The organism is Stenotrophomonas sp. 8(2023) (assembly GCF_030345295.1).
GTDB classification, from domain to species: Bacteria; Pseudomonadota; Gammaproteobacteria; order Xanthomonadales; family Xanthomonadaceae; genus Stenotrophomonas; species Stenotrophomonas muris.
In genome coordinates this window covers 504,873-521,614 of the sequence record NZ_CP128404.1, presented here as the reverse complement: position 1 = coordinate 521,614, position 16,742 = coordinate 504,873, and the positions used below count along the sequence as shown (strand labels likewise).

The 16,742-nt window shown below is 68.0% G+C and carries 15 protein-coding genes; 6 read left to right on the top strand and 9 right to left on the bottom strand.

What is annotated here, in order from left to right; genetic code table 11:
- The first annotated feature begins 7 nt into the window (after positions 1–7).
- Positions 8–283, top strand: a complete 276-nt coding sequence (locus QP609_RS02400; protein WP_032959248.1) for a DUF4031 domain-containing protein — start codon at positions 8–10, stop codon at positions 281–283.
- Between the two features lie 55 nt (positions 284–338).
- Here the strand turns inward: QP609_RS02400 and QP609_RS02395 are convergent, their stop codons facing one another.
- On the bottom strand, positions 339–881 hold the full coding sequence (locus QP609_RS02395) for a hypothetical protein (RefSeq protein WP_014645796.1): 543 nt from the start codon (positions 879–881) through the stop codon (positions 339–341).
- 90 nt (positions 882–971) lie between these two features.
- Between QP609_RS02395 and QP609_RS02390 the strand changes: the two genes are divergently transcribed.
- Entirely contained in the window at positions 972–1,220 is a 249-nt protein-coding gene (locus QP609_RS02390; RefSeq protein WP_005415112.1) for a DUF3297 family protein, read from the top strand.
- A 147-nt stretch (positions 1,221–1,367) separates the two neighbouring features.
- Here the strand turns inward: QP609_RS02390 and QP609_RS02385 are convergent, their stop codons facing one another.
- The 3 genes from QP609_RS02385 to QP609_RS02375 all read right to left on the bottom strand — a co-directional run bounded on the left by QP609_RS02385 (position 1,368) and on the right by QP609_RS02375 (position 4,365).
- A complete protein-coding gene (locus tag QP609_RS02385; protein WP_046428622.1) occupies positions 1,368–3,017 on the bottom strand; it encodes a Na+/H+ antiporter in 1,650 nt (549 codons plus the stop codon).
- Positions 3,018–3,134: 117 nt separating this feature from the next.
- Positions 3,135–3,923 carry a class III extradiol ring-cleavage dioxygenase gene (locus QP609_RS02380; protein WP_197621163.1) on the bottom strand — a complete coding sequence of 263 codons (789 nt, stop codon included), beginning with the start codon at positions 3,921–3,923 and terminating at the stop codon, positions 3,135–3,137.
- A 31-nt stretch (positions 3,924–3,954) separates the two neighbouring features.
- On the bottom strand, positions 3,955–4,365 hold the full coding sequence (locus QP609_RS02375) for a DoxX family protein (protein WP_046428617.1): 411 nt from the start codon (positions 4,363–4,365) through the stop codon (positions 3,955–3,957).
- A gap of 96 nt (positions 4,366–4,461) precedes the next feature.
- Here QP609_RS02375 and QP609_RS02370 point away from each other — a divergent pair, with 96 nt between their 5' ends.
- Positions 4,462–5,343, top strand: a complete 882-nt coding sequence (locus QP609_RS02370; protein WP_197621162.1) for a LysR family transcriptional regulator — start codon at positions 4,462–4,464, stop codon at positions 5,341–5,343.
- 302 nt (positions 5,344–5,645) lie between these two features.
- On the opposite strand, the gene QP609_RS02365 is transcribed toward QP609_RS02370, so the two are convergent.
- Positions 5,646–8,708, bottom strand: coding sequence for an EAL domain-containing protein (locus QP609_RS02365; protein WP_046428611.1), 3,063 nt, complete (start codon positions 8,706–8,708; stop codon positions 5,646–5,648).
- Positions 8,709–8,884: 176 nt separating this feature from the next.
- Between QP609_RS02365 and QP609_RS02360 the strand changes: the two genes are divergently transcribed.
- Positions 8,885–10,996, top strand: coding sequence for a M13 family metallopeptidase (locus tag QP609_RS02360; RefSeq protein WP_032959257.1), 2,112 nt, complete (start codon positions 8,885–8,887; stop codon positions 10,994–10,996).
- Positions 10,997–11,276: 280 nt separating this feature from the next.
- On the opposite strand, the gene QP609_RS02355 is transcribed toward QP609_RS02360, so the two are convergent.
- Both QP609_RS02355 and QP609_RS02350 read right to left on the bottom strand, forming a co-directional pair.
- Positions 11,277–12,449 (bottom strand): MFS transporter, encoded by a 1,173-nt coding sequence (locus tag QP609_RS02355; protein ID WP_289213856.1) that lies wholly within the window; start codon positions 12,447–12,449, stop codon positions 11,277–11,279.
- A complete protein-coding gene (locus tag QP609_RS02350) occupies positions 12,446–13,660 on the bottom strand; it encodes an MFS transporter (protein WP_197621160.1) in 1,215 nt (404 codons plus the stop codon). The genes QP609_RS02355 and QP609_RS02350 overlap by 4 nt, the downstream gene beginning before the upstream one ends.
- Positions 13,661–13,793: 133 nt before the next feature.
- Between QP609_RS02350 and QP609_RS02345 the strand changes: the two genes are divergently transcribed.
- Positions 13,794–14,381, top strand: a complete 588-nt coding sequence (locus QP609_RS02345; RefSeq protein WP_014645786.1) for a TetR family transcriptional regulator — start codon at positions 13,794–13,796, stop codon at positions 14,379–14,381.
- 111 nt (positions 14,382–14,492) lie between these two features.
- On the opposite strand, the gene QP609_RS02340 is transcribed toward QP609_RS02345, so the two are convergent.
- On the bottom strand, positions 14,493–15,422 hold the full coding sequence (locus QP609_RS02340) for an oxygenase MpaB family protein (RefSeq protein WP_197621159.1): 930 nt from the start codon (positions 15,420–15,422) through the stop codon (positions 14,493–14,495).
- A gap of 309 nt (positions 15,423–15,731) precedes the next feature.
- Here QP609_RS02340 and QP609_RS02335 point away from each other — a divergent pair, with 309 nt between their 5' ends.
- A complete protein-coding gene (locus QP609_RS02335; RefSeq protein WP_014645784.1) occupies positions 15,732–16,346 on the top strand; it encodes a hypothetical protein in 615 nt (204 codons plus the stop codon).
- Between the two features lie 39 nt (positions 16,347–16,385).
- On the opposite strand, the gene QP609_RS02330 is transcribed toward QP609_RS02335, so the two are convergent.
- Positions 16,386–16,730 carry a hypothetical protein gene (locus QP609_RS02330; RefSeq protein WP_014645783.1) on the bottom strand — a complete coding sequence of 115 codons (345 nt, stop codon included), beginning with the start codon at positions 16,728–16,730 and terminating at the stop codon, positions 16,386–16,388.
- Between the last annotated feature and the right edge of the window lie 12 nt (positions 16,731–16,742).

The window sequence follows — 16,742 nt, the reverse complement described above, 5'->3', positions numbered from 1 at the left end:
CGCGGCGGTGACGGTCTACGTCGATGACGCGGTGCATCCCTGGCGCGGACAGCGCTGGGCGCACCTGATGGCCGACACCCTGGCCGAGCTGCACGCGATGGCGGCGCAGCTCGGCATTCCCCCGCGGGCCTTCCAGAACAAGGCCAGCGGTGCGCACTACGACGTCACTGCCGAGCTGCGCGCACAGGCAATAGCGCTCGGTGCGCGGGCGATTTCCCGGCACACCGACCGTGACCTGGTCAAAGCGGTGATTGCCAACGCCAGGGCGCAGTACCGGCCGTAGGCCGCGCCCAGCAGATCGTCCCCGCCGGGTCGTGCCCGGCGGATCGGCCCATCGCTCAGAACGGGTCGCTGCCCAGCCGGATTTCCACGTTCAGCAGCGAGCACAGCGCCAGCATCGCGTCGTCGTCGCGGGTCAGCGCCATCACGCCGGTGAAGCCGTCGCTGCCGGCATCCACGCTCCACAGCGTGTAGTTGTGCTCGCGCAGGCGGTCGAAGGCGGTGGACATCAGCTGCACGCCGTCCAGGCCCTCGGCGAAGTCCTCGTCGTCCAGGTCGCCGCCCCAGTCCAGTTGCAGGTTGAAGCGCGCCGACAGCTCGTTCACCGCCGACTGCAGCGATTCCAGGTCATCGCGCTCCACATCGAAACCGGACTGCCAGGCGATGGCGGTGAACAGCGCCGGCAGCCAGTCGCTGTCCGCTTCCAGCGGCTGCCCGTCCTCGGCCAGGTGTTCGCGCCAGCGGTTGAACTGCTGCAGGGCCAGTTCCTCGTCGCCCGGGTTGATCAGCACCAGCAGGTTCCAGACCCGTGCCTCGAAGCCATCTTCGTCGAAGTCGTGGATGTCTTCCTCGAAGTCGAAATAGTCGCTGTTGTCGGGCATGGCGGAACGTCCTCTGGGGCAGGCCCGCATTCTACGGTTTATCCTGTGCCGCTGAAGCCGGCCTTGGTGGCCGTCACTGTGAATGAAGCGATGAGCGATACCCCTCCCGACCACCTGGCGATCAATCCGGCCAGCCCCTTCCATGATGCGCAGGCGCTGGAGCGCGGCGTTGGCGTGCGTTTCAACGACGTCGAGCGCGACAACGTCGAGGAATACTCGGTCAGCGAAGGCTGGATCCGCGTGCAGGCCGGCAAGGCCCGCGACCGCCGCGGCAATCCGATGACCATCAAGGTCAAGGGCAAGGTCGAGGTGTATTTCCTGGACCAGAAGCCGGAATAACCGGCACCGGCATGTAGAGCCGAGCCCGTGCTCGGCTGCTTTTCGTTCCGGGTTCACGACGCCTGAAGCAAGCGCAGCCGAGCACGGGCTCGGCTCTACATGGCAGGGCGGAATCCGCGTCAGCGTCAGCAACGCCCGGCCCAGGCGTCATTCGCGCTTGCGCGATTCCAGCAGGTCCAGGTTGCGGATCAGGCGCCGCGAGATCTCATCGGAGATCACCCCGCGCCGGGTCAACCGGAACAGTTCCTCGCGCTCGGCATTCAGGCCCGCGCTGCGCAGCTGGCGGTAACCCAGCTCCATGCGCCGCACCTTCTCCGGGTCCACGTCGGGGCCGTCGTTGTCTTTCTCCAGGTGCCGCTGGTACAGCAGGCTCACCCGCGAGGCAGCATCGTTGTACAGCTGCACGTTCTCGGTGTTCTGGTTCATCACCAGCTGCTGGCGCATGCGTTCGACCCCGGCCAGCGCGGCCTTGGAGGACAGCTTGCGTGCCAGGTCCTCTTCCTTGCGCTCGCCCGAATCGGCTGGCAGCTGCAGGCCCTTCAGCAGCTGCGGCAGCGCCACGCTGGCGCCGACCAGCGAGAACAGGATCACCGCCGCGGCCAGGAAGATCACCAGGTCGCGCGCCGGGAACGCGCTGCCATCGGGCAGGAACAGCGGCAGGGTCAACACACCGGCCAGGGTGATCGCACCGCGCACGCCGGCCACCGAGGTCGCCACCACGATGCGCCAGTTCGGCGCCTCGCCCCGCTCCAGGCCACGGCGGCGCGCGCGCAGCAGGTTCCAGCGCAGCGACAGCCATACCCACAGCAGGCGCAGCAGGATCAGCGCCAGGTTGATCACCACCACGTATACCAGCAGCCACCATGCACTCTGGTGGCCGGACTCGTTCATGGTGGTGGTGGCGCGCTCGACGATGCCCGGCAGCTGCTCGCCCAGCAACACGAACATGATACCGTTGAAGCTGAACTGCAGCATGTTCCAGACGCCCGCGCGCTGCACGCGCATGCTGCCGGAGACACGGCCGGTCAGCTCGACGTAGCTCATCGCGATACCGGCGGCGACCGCAGCGAGGATGCCCGAGGCATGGATTTCTTCGGCGAGCAGGTAGGCCGCGAACGGAATCAGCAGGTTGACCAGCATCGCCGCACCCGGCTCTTCGCCGAAGCGGCGCCACAACCAGCGCTGGAAGGTGGACACGCCGAGGGTGACCGCCACGCCCACGGCAAGGCCGGCCACCGCCACCCACAGGAAGGTCAGCGAGGCCGTGGCCAGCGAGAAGGAGCCGGTCATCACCGCGGCCACCGCGAAACGGAAGCAGACCAGGCCGGACGCATCGTTGAGCAGCGACTCGCCTTCCAGGATGTGCATCAGGCGCTTCGGGATCGGTGCCTTGGAGGCGATCGCCCCGACCGCCACCGGGTCGGTCGGCGAGACGATGGCCGCCAGCGCGAAGCACACTGCCAGCGGCATCACCGGAATCATCCAGTGGATCAGCAGGCCGGCGCCGATCACGGTGAACACCACCAGGCCGAACGCCAGTTCGAGGATCGCGCCCTTGTCGCGGAACAGGCCCTGCTTGGGAATGCGCCAGCCGTCCAGGAACAGCAGCGGCGGCAGGAACAGCAGGAAGAACACTTCCGGCTCCAGCGCATGGCCGCGGTTGAACACGCCGGCGATCACCGCGCCCAGGCCGATCTGCACCAGCGGCAACGGCAGCGAGAACGGGAGGACGCGAACCAGGTAGCCGCTGGCGACAACGGCCACCAGCATCGCCAGGACGACTTCAATGGTATGCATGCTTCTTCCAGGAAGCGGCGCGTGGGGAGGCACGAGGGCCAGCGCCGGAAACCCGGAAAAAACTACCACATGCGGCCCTGACCGCGACGGCCGGGGCCGCCGCGCGTCAGCCCCGGCTCATGCCCCGTCGAACCGGTACAGATCCATGGCCAGGAAGCCGGCATCGATGCCGGCGTCGATGCGGCGTGCGCCGAAACCGCCCTCACCGGCCGCTCCCATCGCGAAGAACAACGGCAGCAGGTGCTCGTCGGTCGGGTGCGCACGCTCGGCGAACGGGGCCTGCCGGCGGTAATCGAACAGCGCCTGGCGGTCATCAGCGGCCAGCCGCTGCTCCACCCACTCGATGAAGGGCCGCACGTATGGCGCTTCCTTGCCGTCCTGGTAGTCGCCCCAGTCGTGCAGGTTGTGGGTGATGCTGCCCGAGCCGACCAGCAGCACGCCTTGTTCGCGCAGTGGTGCCAGCGCGCGGCCCAGCGCAAACTGATGCTCGGGGCCGAGCAGCGGCTGGATCGACACCGGCACCACCGGGATGTCGGCCTGCGGGCGCAACAGCCGCAGCGGTACCCACGCGCCGTGGTCGAGGCCACGCTGCGGGTCGATGGCCACTGGCAGGCCTGCGGCGGCGATGCGACCGGCCACTTCTTCGGCCAGTGCCGGATCACCCGGCGCCGGGTATTGCAGTTCGAACAGCGCGCGCGGGAAGCCACCAAAGTCGTGGATCGTCGGCGGCTGCGGATGTGCGCCGACCAGCGGCTGCCGGCCCAGCCAGTGCGCCGAGGCCGTCACGATGGCGCGCGGCGGCGGCAGGTCGCGCGCCAGCTCGGCCAGGCGCACACCGACCTGGCCCGGATGCAGGGCGGTCATCGGCGAACCATGGGAGATGTACAGCGAAGGCAGGCGGGACATGGAATTCTCCAGTTGCAGGATCAGGCGGCGATCAGCGCGAACGCAGGGTCCACTTGCCATCGCCGACCAGGAACAGCACCACCAGCGCCAGCGCCCAGAACGCCGGGTATTCCCAGCCGCCGCCGGCATTGGCGAAACCGAAGCCGTTGGCGCCGTGCACGGTGACGATGGTGCCCAGCAGCAGCGGCACGCCGACCAGGCCCACCCAGCGCGCATAGATGCCCAGTAGGAGCGCGACAGTGATCACCAGCTCGACGCCGAGGGTGAGGTAGCCGAGCACGCCGGGCAGGCCCAGCGACTCGAAGAATGCTGCCGTGCCGGCCGGGGTGAATACCAGCAGCTTGGTCAGCGCATGGACCAGGAACAGCACGCCCAGTGCCAGGCGCAGCAGGGTGGCGCCATACGGGGCCAGCGGCGAAACAGGAGCGGTCGTGGCGTGCATCGGAAAGCACCTTGAAGGGAGTGGGCTCAGGTTATTGCGCCTTCACGCACCGATAAATACGATCGATTGACCGTATTTATTTCAGAAGGCGCAACAATGGACACCCTTGAGGCGATGCGCGTGTTCGTGGTGGTGGTCGAGCGCAACGGCTTCAGCGCCGCCGCCCAGGCCCTGGACATGTCCACCGCCGGCGTTACCCGCCAGGTCGCCGCACTGGAAAAGCGCCTGTCCACCCGCCTGCTCCATCGCACCACGCGGCGGGTCAGCCCCACCAGCACCGGCGCCGCCTACTACGCCCAATGCGTGCGCCTGCTGGCCGAGTTCGACGCGCTGGAGGCCAGCATCGGCGCGCAGGCGCTGGAGCCCTCCGGCATGCTGCGCATCAATGCACCGGTCAGTTGGGGCATCGCCCGCCTCGGTCCACTGCTGGCCAGTTACCGCGAACGCTTTCCGCAGGTGGAACTGGACCTGGCCCTGTCCGACCGCCTGGTGGACATGGTCGAGGAAGGCTACGACGTGGCCATCCGCATCACCCGCGAGCCGGGCCCCACCCTGATCGCCCGCCGCCTGGGCGAATCGCGGGTGAGCCTGTGCGCCGCGCCGGCCTACCTGGCCGCACGCGGCGCCCCGCAGACCCCGCAGGACCTGCAGGCGCACGCGTGCCTGGGCTACAGCTACTGGGCCGCCGGTGACCACTGGCCGCTGCAGGGGCCGGGCGGCGAAGTGAAAGTAGCGGTGAACAGCCTGCTGCACGCCAACAACGGCGACGTGCTGCGTGAAGCGGCGATCGCCGGCATGGGCGTCATCCTGCAGCCCGACTTCCTGCTGGAAGACGCGCTGGCCGATGGCCGCCTGGTGCGCGTACTGCCGGAATGGGAGGCCTCGCCGATCGGCATCTTCGCGGTCTATACCAGCCGCAGCCATCTGGCACCGAAGGTGCGCAGTTTCATCGACCATCTGGTGGACACCGGGGTGTAGCCGAGTCTGGCGCTTGCCGGTAGTGCCGGCCGCTGGCCGGCAATCAGACACATCCCGGTCCTGGGCGAATGCCGGCCAGCGGCCGGCACTACCGTCATGTTTCGGTCGGGTAGTGCCGGCCGCCGGCCGGCACATACGAAACCCCGTCATGCTTCGGTCGGGTAGTGCCGGCCGCTGGCCGGCACATACGAAACCCCGTCATGCTTCGGTCGGGTAGTGCCGGCCGCTGGCCGGCACATACGAAGCCCCGTCGTGCTTCGATCGGGTAGTGCCGGCCGCTGGCCGGCACATACGAAACCCGATCAGGCGGGAACCTCATCCAGCGCGTCGATGATCTGTTCCAGCGGCGCCGGCCGCCCCAACAGGTAGCCCTGCACCTGGTCACAGCCATGCGCAGCCAGCCAGTCCAGCTGCCCCGGCGTCTCCACGCCTTCAGCGATGATGGTCAGGCCCATGCTGTGGCCCAGCGACAGCAGCGCGCGGCAGATCGAGGCATTGCGTGGATTGGTTTCCACGTCGGCGACGAAGCTGCGGTCGATCTTCAGGATGTCCAGCGGCAGGTGCTGCAGGTAGGACATGCTGGAATAGCCGGTGCCGAAATCATCCAGCGACACGCGGATGCCCTGCTCGTGCAGGCGCTGCATGGTCTGCATCGCCTGTGCCGGCTTGCGCATCAGGCTGCTCTCGGTCAGCTCCACGTGCAGCGCGCCACGGGCCAGGCCGAAATCCTGCTGGGCACGGGTGAATTCGGCCACCAGGTCGCTGTTGAAGAACTGAACCGCCGACACGTTGACCGCGATCGGCAACTCACCCCACCCGGCCTCGACCAGACGGCGCTGCGCCTTCGCCGCCGCGCGGATCACCCAGCGGCCCAGTGCCAGGATCAACCCGGTGTCCTCGCACAGCTGGATGAACTCGTTGGGCGGGATGAAGCTGCCATCGGCCTGCGGCCAGCGCAGCAGTGCCTCCAGCGCTGCCGGGCTGCCATCGCCGGCATGCCGGATCGGCTGGAAATACAGCTGGAATTCGTTGTCGATGGCGGCATGGATGCGCCCGGCCAGGCGCAGGCGGTCGGCCAGGCGCGTGGTCACGGCCGCATCGAACCAGACCACCACGTTGCCCTCGGCGCGCGCCGCATGCGCGGCCTGCGCGGCCATGCCGATCACCTGCTCGGCCGTGTGCCCGTCACCAGCGATGTGCACGGCCACGCCGATGCGCGGCTCGAACTGGTGCAGCGAGTCCTTGCCGCGCATCGGCGCCGACACGATCTGCAGCAGGTCGTCCAGCACGCGCTGGGTATCGTGCTCGGCACCGATGGCGAAGACGAAATCCTCGGCCGGCTGGAACGCCAGCGTGCCACAGCGTGCGCCCAGGCCCCCGAGCCGGGTCGCCATCGACTGCAGCACCGCATCGCCGATCTCGCGGCCCAGCGTATCGGCCACCAGCTGCAGCCCGCGCAGCTGCACGAAGGCGATGGTGTAGCCCTCCTCCTGCTCGTCCAGCTGTTCGGTCAGGGCGCGCACATTGAGCAGGCCGGTGGCCGGGTTGTGCCGTGCCTGATAGGCCAGGTCGCGCTCGTAGGCCAGCCGCTCGCTGACATCCTCGGCCAGCACCAGGCACGCGGGCTGTCCGTCGAAGTCGAGCTTGGACAGGTGTGCGCGCACCTCGAACACACTGCCGTCCTTGCGCCGGTGCAGGCGCACGGTCGCGTCGGGGGGATCGCCCACCTGCGCCCGCTGGATGGCACCACGCACTTCGTCCCAGCCTTCGCGCGGGCGGATGTCGAGGATGCTCATCGCCAGGAACTCGTCGCGGCTGTAGCCATACTGGCGCACTGCAGCGTCGTTGACCTCGATGAAGCGCAGCGTATCCGGGTCGAACACCCAGAACGGTGCAGGATTGCGGTCGAACAGCAGGCGGAAGCGGCGTTCCACTTCGCTCATCTGCTCGCGCGCCTGATAGCGTTCGCTCAGGTCGGTCAGCGCACCGATCATGCGCCGCTCGCTGTCGGCCACTTCCACCCGCTGCCCGCGCGCGCCGACCCAGCGCACCTCGCCCCCGGGCAGCACCAGGCGGAACACCTGGTCGAGCACAGCGCTGCCGGCGAAGGCCTGGTCAAAGGCCTGCTGCAGGCGCGCGGCATCATCGCGATGCACGCGCGCGAAGAAATCCGCGACCGGCAAGGCGTCGGTCTGTACCCCAAAGATCTCGCGGGCCAGCGGCGACCAGCGCAGCAGCGCGGCGTCCTCATCCACGTACCAGGTGCAGACACGCCCGACCTGGTGCGCCAGGCGCAGCTCGGCGTGGCCCGTCTTCAGTTCCTCGGCCATCGCCTGCTGGCTGCGGGTGCTGCGGCGCACGGCGTACAGCAGTACCAGCAACACCGCGATGTAGGCCAGTACGATCGCCACCGACGCCTTCAGGTACGGCCACCACGGTGCGAGTACATCTTCGTCGGCCAGGCCGACCTGCACCGCCAGCGGGCTGCGTTCGAGCGTGCTGATGGTGAGGATGCGCGGCACGCCGTCGACAACGCCGGGCATGCTGCCCAGCTCGACCACTGCCTGCGTGCCGAGCAGGTCCCGGCGCGGCAGGTCATAGCGGCGGCCCACCGTGCCATGCGGATCGGGTACGCGGGCCAGCATGTAGCCCTGGGCATCACTGATCGAGACCAATCCGTTGGGACCGACATCCAGGCCGCCGACGATGCGCTGCAGTTCGCCACAGCGCAGCCGTGCCAGCAGCCAGCGCCCATCGGCCATCGGCAGCGCCAGCGGGACCACCCAGCCCCCGTCGCTGGCACGCTGCGGCGGGCCGATGTACAGCGCGCTGCCCGAGCCGCGCCGTTGCGGATCGGTCCACAACGGCAACTGCAGGTCGCCCTTGCCGGCCGTCAATGCGCGGCCATAGCTGTCGAGCACCACGATGCTGTGCAGTTCGGCGTGCCGGCCCAGCACGCCGCCGATGGAGGCATCCAGCAAGGCCGGCGCCTGTGCCGGCACGCTGCGGAACAGTTCCGCGGCGTCGGCGGCGATGCCGGTCATGGCCCGCTCCAGGTTGCGCAGCTCCAGCGCCAGCAGGCGCTCGCTGCCCACCGCCAGCGCGCGGCTCTGCCGCTGCGCCGCTTCCAGGCGGCGGTGGTGGTCGTTGACCAGCATGAGGGCCAGACCGGTCACCAGCAGTACGCCCAGCAGCACACCGCCCCAGGTGATGGCGCGCAGCGGCCGGGCCAACGCCCGTTTCAGCGCGGGCATCGGTTGATGTTCCTTGTGCAGTCGGCTGGCTTCATGCGCGAACGAATCCTCCACGTCCCCGACCTCAACGGCCGGCGGACGCCATTCTTGACGCCTGACCCCGTCCTGCATGGCCACCTCCCCGTGTCCGCGCAGGGCTCGAGGGTCCAGCATGCACCACCCCGGTGACGGCGTGAAGATCGCATCCGCACGTTCAGCCAGATCCTGCACAGGGCGGGCCCCGCAGGGGGGCGGCCAGTGGCGCCGGAGCGGATTAGACTTGGGGTTTTCCGCTGCAAGAGAAGTCCATGTCCAAGCTGCGCCGTCCCACCCTGGCGCTGGCCATTGTTGCCAGCCTGTCCCTGGCCGCCTGTGACCGCCCGGCCGACCCGGCCGTCGGTGCCACCGCGCCGGCCGATGCCGCCCCCGCTGCGGCCAAGCCGATGCTGGGCAGTTTCGGCTTCGATGCCAGCGGCATGGACCGCAGCATCGCCGCCGGCGACGACTTCTTCGGCTTCGCCAACGGCACCTGGGTGAAGAACACCGAGATTCCGGCCGACCGCTCGCGCTTCGGCAGCTTCAATGTCATTGCCGAGAAGACCCTGGCCGACACCCGCGCCATCCTGGAAGGGGCCGCCGGCAACACCCAGGCCAGCGGCGACGACAAGCTGATCGGCGACTACTACGCCGCCTACATGGACGAAGCCGGCATCGAGCAGCACGGTCTGGCGCCGGTGCAGCCGCAGCTGAAGGCCATCGATGCGATCGCCGACAAGGCCGGGCTGGCCCGCGCACTCGGCGGCGACCTGCGCGCCGACGTCGACCTGCTCAACGCCACCAACTTCTACACCGACCGCCTGTTCGGCCTGTGGGTGTCGGTGGACATGCTGCAGCCGGATCGCACCGCGCCGTACCTGGTGCAGGGCGGCCTGGGCATGCCCGACCGCGATTTCTACCTGGGCGATGGCCGCATGGCCGAACTGCGCAAGCAGTACCAGGCCTACATCGCACAGATGCTGCAGCTGGCCGGCGTCGCCGACCCGGCCGGCAAGGCGCAGCGCATCCTCGCGCTGGAAACGAAGATCGCGCAGGCGCATGCCACCCAGGAAGAAACCAACGACGTGACCAAGGGCGCCAACCCCTGGACCCAGGCCGACTTCAATGCAAAGGCGCCGGGCCTGGACTGGAACGCCTTCCTCGATGCGGCGGCGCTGGGCAACCAGCAGGACTTCATCGTGTGGCAGCCCAAGGCCGTGGCCGGCCTGTCCAGGCTGGTCGCCACCGAGCCGCTGGACGCCTGGAAGGACTACCTGGCGTTCCACGCGCTGGACCGTGCCGCCGCCTACCTGCCGAAGAAGTTCGCCGATGCCCGCTTCGCCTTCCATGGCACCGCGCTGAGCGGCACGCCGCAGCAGAGCGACCGCTGGAAGCGCGCGGTGGACGATGCCAACCATGCCGTCGGCGAAGCGATCGGCAAGCGCTACGTCGAAAAGCACTTCGACGCCAGGACCAAGGAGCGTGCGGACGAGATGGCGAAGAACATCATCGCCGCTTTTGCCAAGCGCATCGACGCGCTGTCGTGGATGTCGCCGCAGACCAAGGCGCATGCCAAGGCCAAGGTCACGGGCCTGACCGTGGGCATGGGCTATCCGGAGAAGTGGCGCGACTACACCGGCCTGGAGATCCGCCGTGATGACCCGCTGGGCAATGCACAGCGCGCCGAGCTGTTCGAGTACCAGCGCAACATCGCCAAGCTGGGCAAGCCGGTCGACCACAGCGAGTGGGCGATGCTGCCGCAGACCATCAATGCGATGAACGTGCCGCTGGAGAACCGCCTGGTGTTCCCGGCCGCGATCCTGCAGCCGCCGTTCTTCGACGGCGCTGCCGATGACGCGGTGAACTACGGTGCGATCGGTGCGGTGATCGGCCACGAGATCAGCCACGGCTTCGACAACGCCGGCGCGCTGTTCGACGAGACCGGCAAGCTGCACAACTGGTGGACCGCCGAGGACCTGAAGCAGTTCAACGCCGCCGGTGATGCGCTGGCCGCGCAGTTCAGCAGCTACGAGCCGTTCCCCGGCGTGCACGTGAACGGCAAGCTGACCCTGGGCGAGAACATCGCCGACGTGGCTGGCCTGGGTACCGCCTACGACGCCTACCAGCTGTCGCTGCAGGGCAAGCCGGGCCAGACCCTGGAAGGCTTCAGCCCGGACCAGCGCTTCTTCCTCGGCTTCGCCCAGGCGTGGCGCAGCAAGAGCCGCGAGCAGGCGCTGCGCAATTCGCTGCTGACCGATGTGCATGCCCCGGGCCAGTTCCGCGCGCTGACCGTGCGCAACATCGACGCATGGTACCCGGCGTTCGAAGTGAAGGAAGGCCAGAAGCTGTACCTGGCCCCGGACAAGCGGGTCAAGGTGTGGTGATGTAACCGGAACGGGCGCCGCAAGGCGCCCGTTTCATTTCCGGGTAGCGGCCAACCTTCGTCGGCGCATGCCTAGTTCTGGCGGATGCCAGCCTTGGTCGGCACATACTCCGCTCTGGTGGATGCCAACCTTGGTCGGCACATACTTCGCTCTGGTGGATGCCAACCTTGGTCGGCACATACTTCGCTCTGGTGGATGCCAACCTTGGTCGGCACATACTTCGCTCTGGTGGGTGCCGACCTTGGTCGGCACGGGGTAGGAATCCACGCATGGCGTGGATCTACCTGCGGGTGATGGCAGCCATCAGCAGGGCACTCCCAGCCAACACCGCCGCAGCCCACAGATTCGCATGCAGGCCCACGCCATCCAGCAGGCGGCCACCACCCCACGCACCCATTGCGATGCCGATGTTGAATACCGCCACATACAACGCGGTGGCGATCTCCACGGCCTGCGGCACCGCCTTCATCATCCAGCTCATCAGGCCCACCGATACACCGCCATAGGCCAGACCCCACAGCAGCAGCACTGCAATACCTGCGGAGGGCGCATTTCCCACCCACAGGAACAGCAGAGGCGTCAGCAGCAGGCCCGAGGCTATCGCCAGCAGCGTGCCCCGTGGATGGCGCGCAGCCAGCGGCCCGGCGATGAAGTTGCCGGCGATGCCAGCCAGGCCGTACCCAAACAGCAGTGCACCTATCCACGACGCATCCACGCCCGATACGGACGTCAGCAGCGGCCGCACGTACGTGAAGGCGATGAAGTGCCCGGACACCAGCAGCCCGGTCAGCCACAGGCCACGCCGCAGGTTGCGCTGGCCAAGCTGCTGCACGAACTGTCGCGGCCGCACCGATGTGCTGACCGGCAACGCGGGAACCACCCGCAGATGCAGCAGCATCACCGCCGCACTGAACAACGTCATCGCCGCGAACGCGCTGCGCCAGCCCAATGCATCCCCGATCAGCGCGCCCAACGGAACGCCGAGCACCGAAGCTGCGGCCACGCCTCCGAAGATGATCGAGGTGGCCAGACCGATGCGCTGCGCAGGTACCAGGCGCGCTGCCAGCCCACCGGCAATGGTCCAGATGCCGCCCATGCAGAACCCCACCAGCACACGCGCGGCCAACAGCCAGCCGATGCCAGGTGCCAGCGCCGACGCAAGGTTGGCGACCAGCAGCAGGCCCAACAGCGCACACAGGATGCGGCGACGATCGATGCCACCGGCTGCGATCACCGCAAGCGGGGCGAACACTGCCGCCAGCAGGGCGGGCAGTGAGATCATCAGGCCGGCGGTGCCGGTGGACGCGCCGAGATCTCCGGCGATGGGAGTCAGCAGGCCGACCGGCAGCATTTCGGTGGTGACCACCGAGAACGTGGCGAGGCCGACGGCGGAGACCGCCCACCACGGATGGCGGGGCACAGACGCGGCATGCGCAGGCGATGAAGCGCTCACGGGATGATTCCTTCAGGAGATGTGGACGCGGCAGACGGGCGCAGCGCACGTTGCACGAGCAAGGCGAACAGCAGCACGCCACCGCCTGCCGCCAGCGCAACCACAAAACCGCTGCGCACGCCCGCCGCATCGACGCTCTGTCCAGACAGCGCCGCGCCCAGCGCCACGCCGATGTTGAGGCCGGCCAGCAGCCACGTCATGCCTTCGGTCAGGCGTGCTTCGGGCACGCGTTGTTCAACCAGCGACATCGCCACGATCATCGTCGGCGCGAAGAACACCCCGGCCAGCAGTACCGCAGCGGCCAGTGCCGGCAGAGTGCCGACCCACAGCAGCGGCAACGTGGTCAATGCGGTGGCCGCTGCTCCGGCCAGCAACAGGCGCGGCAGCGGCATCGGCAGCTTCAGGGCACCAAACAGCAGGCCCGCCGAGCAGCTGCCCAGCGCGTAGGCCGACAGCACCCAGCTGGCAGCTAGTGGCTGTCCGCGCAGCTCGGCCAATGCCACGCTGGTGATGTCGACGGTGCCGACGATCACGCCCATCGCCAGCATCAGCAACGCCAGCAGGCGGATCTCCGGTTGCCGCAGCAGCGAGTGCGAGGATGTTGCACCTTCGTAGTGCTGTATCGGCGGCTCGGTGCCCCGCTGCAGCACCAGTGCGGCGACGCCGGCCACCAGCAGCAGGGCGGCCGCCAGTACGCCAGCCTGTGGCCATACCGCCACCGACAATCCGACGGACAACGGTGGCCCGGCGATGAAGGTCACCTCGTCGAACACGCTCTCCAGCGAATACGCGGTCTGCAGCTGTGGTCGTCCGCGATGGGTCGCGGTCCAGCGCGCTCGCACCATCGCCGACACGCTGGGCATGCAGCCGGCCAGCATCGCCGCAACGAACAGCGTCCAGTCCGGCGCGGCCAGCAGCGTGCACGCGAGCAGCAACAGCAGACCGGCCGCACTGGCCGCAGTGGCCCATGGCAGTACCCTGCCCTGCCCGCGCCGGTCGACCCAGCGCGACACCTGCGGCGACAGCAACGCATAGGTCAGCACGAAGGTGGCCGACACCGCACCGGCCAGTGCATAGCTGCCGCGCAGCTGGGACAGCAAGGTGATGATGCCGATACCGGTCATCGGCAGCGGCAGGCGTGCCAGCAGCCCGGCCAGGGCGAGGCCGGCGGTGCCGGGGGTCGCGAACAGGTCGCGATAGGGGGTGGCCATCAGGTTCTCCAAGGCAGCGACTTGCCTGGCGCACGGGGCGCCATGACAATACATACAGGGCGTATGAATAAGAGGCTACATTCATACGCGCCGTATGTAAATAATCATGCACTATGTATGTAAGGAGCTCTGAATGGTTCGCCGCACCCGCGCCGAGATGGAAGAAACCCGCGCCACCCTCCTGGCCACCGCCCGCCGGGTGTTCAGCGAGCATGGCTATGCCGCCACCTCGATGGACGACCTGACCGCCCAGGCCGGGCTGACCCGCGGCGCGCTGTACCACCACTTCGGCGACAAGAAGGGTCTGCTGGCGGCTGTCGTCGCCCAGCTCGATGCCGAGACCGACCAGCGCCTGCAGGCGATCAGTGATGCCGCCGACGATGCCTGGGAGGGCTTCGTGCAGCGTTGCCGCGCGTACCTGGAGATGGCGCTGGAACCGGAGATCCAGCGCATCGTGCTGCGCGACGCGCGCGCGGTGCTCGGTGGCGCCTCACCGGAATCGCAGCGCCACTGCGTGCATTCGATGCAGCACCTGATCGAACATCTGGTTGCCCAGGGCGTGGTGGCGCCGGTGAATGCGCAGGCGCTGGCGTCGCTGATCTATGGCAGCCTGGCCGAGGCCGCGTTCTGGATCGCCGAGGGCGAGGATGGCGACGTGCGCCTGCGGCAGGCGACGGCGGCGCTGGAGATGCTGTTGCGCGGGTTGAAGTCGGCGGGGTAAGGCCCATCCACGCATGGCGTGGATCTACTGCGGCATCCGCTCGGGTAGAGGCCAACCTTGGTTGGCGCTCCTGCGGCACCGCGCGCAACGCGCGCCAACCAAGGTTGGCACCTACCGGGGAACGCTGGGCCACTCGCGCAGCACCGACACCGGCACGCCCATGCGCGCACAGGCGCGGCTGGCCAGGCCATCGGGCAACGCACGGCGGAACAGCGGCGCCATGCCCTGCATCAGCTTCGCCGACGCGGCGGCCTGCGCGCGCTGACGGCCACTGCGTTCAAGCATGCCTTCGGCCCAGTCCGGCAGCAGTGCCGCGCCTGCACCCAGGAACACTTCGCGCGACAGCCCCGGCACCGGTACCGGCAGGCGCACGCCGGACAGCACCTCCAGCACCTCGCGCGAGCGCTCGTCGACGCGCAGCTCCGGCTGCCGCGCACAGAAGTACGCCGCCACTTCCGCTTCGCTGCGCGGCACGTCCACCGCACCCAGTGCCTCGGCCACGCAGCGGTACTCATCGTAGTAACGGTCGGCGATGTGTGCCGGCACCTCCCGTCCGTACCGGCGGAAGCCCTGAAGGAACCCGAACGCCTCGGTCACATGCACCCAGGTCAGCAGCTGCGGATCGTCGGCGGCGTAGGGTTCGCCCTGTGCGGTCTGGCCGCGGATCTGTGCATGGATGCGGCGCACCTTGGCCACCAGCGCCTCCACCTCGCCGGTGGGCGCATAGCTGGTACCGGCAACGAACGCGGTGGTGCGACGCAGGCGACCCACCAGGTCCTGGCGGAAATTGGAGTGATCGTAGACCCCGGCCAGCGCGCGCGGATGCAGGGTCTGCAGCATCAGCGCGCACAGGCCACCGGCCAGCATCGAGGGGAACTCGGCGTGCAGGCGCCAGGTCACGCTGTCGGGTCCAAACCAACCCGGGTCACCCAGCGGCTGGTCGTAATCGATGCCGCTCTGGCCACGGGGGAAGGCCTCCAGCACCCAGCGCCGGATCGGCGCGGTGACGGGGCGGGAGAGTCGCTGCAGCAGAGCCGGCATCACAGGTCCAAGAAAGACGGAAGAACAGTCGCATCTTGCGCGGTTGGCTCCGATTCTCGGCGATCACGACCGCGGCGGCGAGTCTTCGTACTCAGCCACGGTTTCATGTGCGGCCGCAGCACATTTCACCCTGCGACATCCTGTCGCAGGCAGCGCCCTCGATGCTGCGATGCAACAACATTCACCGATTCAGGCAAAGCCCTTGCGCAGCTTGGCATTGCGCCCATTGCACGGCTCGCTGGAAGTGCTAGAACTGGAACCGCCACACCGTCCAATGCTGATCGACGCACGTTCCACAAGGAGCCAGCCATGATTGCTTTGTTCAAGGGTTTGGGAATTCTGCTTCGCGACAACGAGCTCTACAGCAGCCCGTTCGACAAACAGGTCGCGCATTGGCGCAATCTCAGCGAGCAGCAGATCCGCGATGAAGTCGCGGTGCTGGCCCAGGCCAAGTGCCAATGGCTGATCGCCTCGATCGTCGGCTGGCAGGCAGCCTCGCTGCTGATTCTTGGCCTGATCGCCAACTACCTCTGGCGCGACGACTTCCATATCACGTTCACCCGCGTGGTAGTCGTGTTCGGCTCGTGGGTGTCGATCCTGTTCGTGATCTGGTTCATGGCCAACATGTTCGATCAGCAGGCCGGTTTCGAGCGCTGGATGAAGGCGTTCAACAGTCGCGCACGCATCAGCTCCAAGGCCGACAGCGTCGAGCACGTGGCCGAGGCACTGGACCTGGCCGAGCATTACCCGGAAGTGCTCGATTACAAGCAGGCGGTCACCGCCAAGCGCGAGCTGCGCCACGAGGACATCCGCATCATGACCGAGATCGGGCGCATGAAGCAGCACTCCGAACTGGTCGGCCGCCTCAACCACGTGGGCGAGAACGAGCACCACCACGACCTGACACTACAGCCTGCCTACTGACCCTTCAGGGAAGCGGGGGGAGCCACAATGCCACCGTGATCACTCACGGTGGCATTGTTCTTTCCGATCCTCGCTGACGCACTGGGCGAAGCCCTTCGGCAGGCCCCTGAACTCCCGGGTCGTGCCGGCCGCCAACGCGAACGACCGTATCGGCGCTTTCGCACAGGCGGCATCAGGACGACAGGCCGGGTCCAGCACCAGGTAATGGCACTGGCCGCTGCGGCTGGCCATGCACTCGAAACGCGCCACGCCGTCCACTACCGTGCGCTTGCTGTACAGCGTGTCCACGCCATTGGCAGTGGTGCGGGTGATCGCGGTTTCAGTGGACTTCCGGCAACCGGCAAGCGCCAATGCGGCGAGGCCGACAAGCAGGAAAAAACGCATGCAATGCTCCTG

Bases quoted from the DNA above. Each gene is read 5' to 3' on its own strand.
- QP609_RS02395 (WP_014645796.1), bottom strand. From the start codon at position 881: ATGCCCGACAACAGCGACTATTTCGACTTCGAGGAAGACATCCACGAC.
- QP609_RS02390 (WP_005415112.1), top strand. From the start codon at position 972: ATGAGCGATACCCCTCCCGACCACCTGGCGATCAATCCGGCCAGCCCC.
- QP609_RS02385 (WP_046428622.1), bottom strand. From the start codon at position 3,017: ATGCATACCATTGAAGTCGTCCTGGCGATGCTGGTGGCCGTTGTCGCC.
- QP609_RS02380 (WP_197621163.1), bottom strand. From the start codon at position 3,923: ATGTCCCGCCTGCCTTCGCTGTACATCTCCCATGGTTCGCCGATGACC.
- QP609_RS02375 (WP_046428617.1), bottom strand. From the start codon at position 4,365: ATGCACGCCACGACCGCTCCTGTTTCGCCGCTGGCCCCGTATGGCGCC.
- QP609_RS02370 (WP_197621162.1), top strand. From the start codon at position 4,462: ATGGACACCCTTGAGGCGATGCGCGTGTTCGTGGTGGTGGTCGAGCGC.
- QP609_RS02365 (WP_046428611.1), bottom strand. From the start codon at position 8,708: ATGCAGGACGGGGTCAGGCGTCAAGAATGGCGTCCGCCGGCCGTTGAG.
- QP609_RS02360 (WP_032959257.1), top strand. From the start codon at position 8,885: ATGTCCAAGCTGCGCCGTCCCACCCTGGCGCTGGCCATTGTTGCCAGC.
- QP609_RS02350 (WP_197621160.1), bottom strand. From the start codon at position 13,660: ATGGCCACCCCCTATCGCGACCTGTTCGCGACCCCCGGCACCGCCGGC.
- QP609_RS02345 (WP_014645786.1), top strand. From the start codon at position 13,794: ATGGTTCGCCGCACCCGCGCCGAGATGGAAGAAACCCGCGCCACCCTC.
- QP609_RS02340 (WP_197621159.1), bottom strand. From the start codon at position 15,422: ATGCCGGCTCTGCTGCAGCGACTCTCCCGCCCCGTCACCGCGCCGATC.
- QP609_RS02335 (WP_014645784.1), top strand. From the start codon at position 15,732: ATGATTGCTTTGTTCAAGGGTTTGGGAATTCTGCTTCGCGACAACGAG.
- QP609_RS02330 (WP_014645783.1), bottom strand. From the start codon at position 16,730: ATGCGTTTTTTCCTGCTTGTCGGCCTCGCCGCATTGGCGCTTGCCGGT.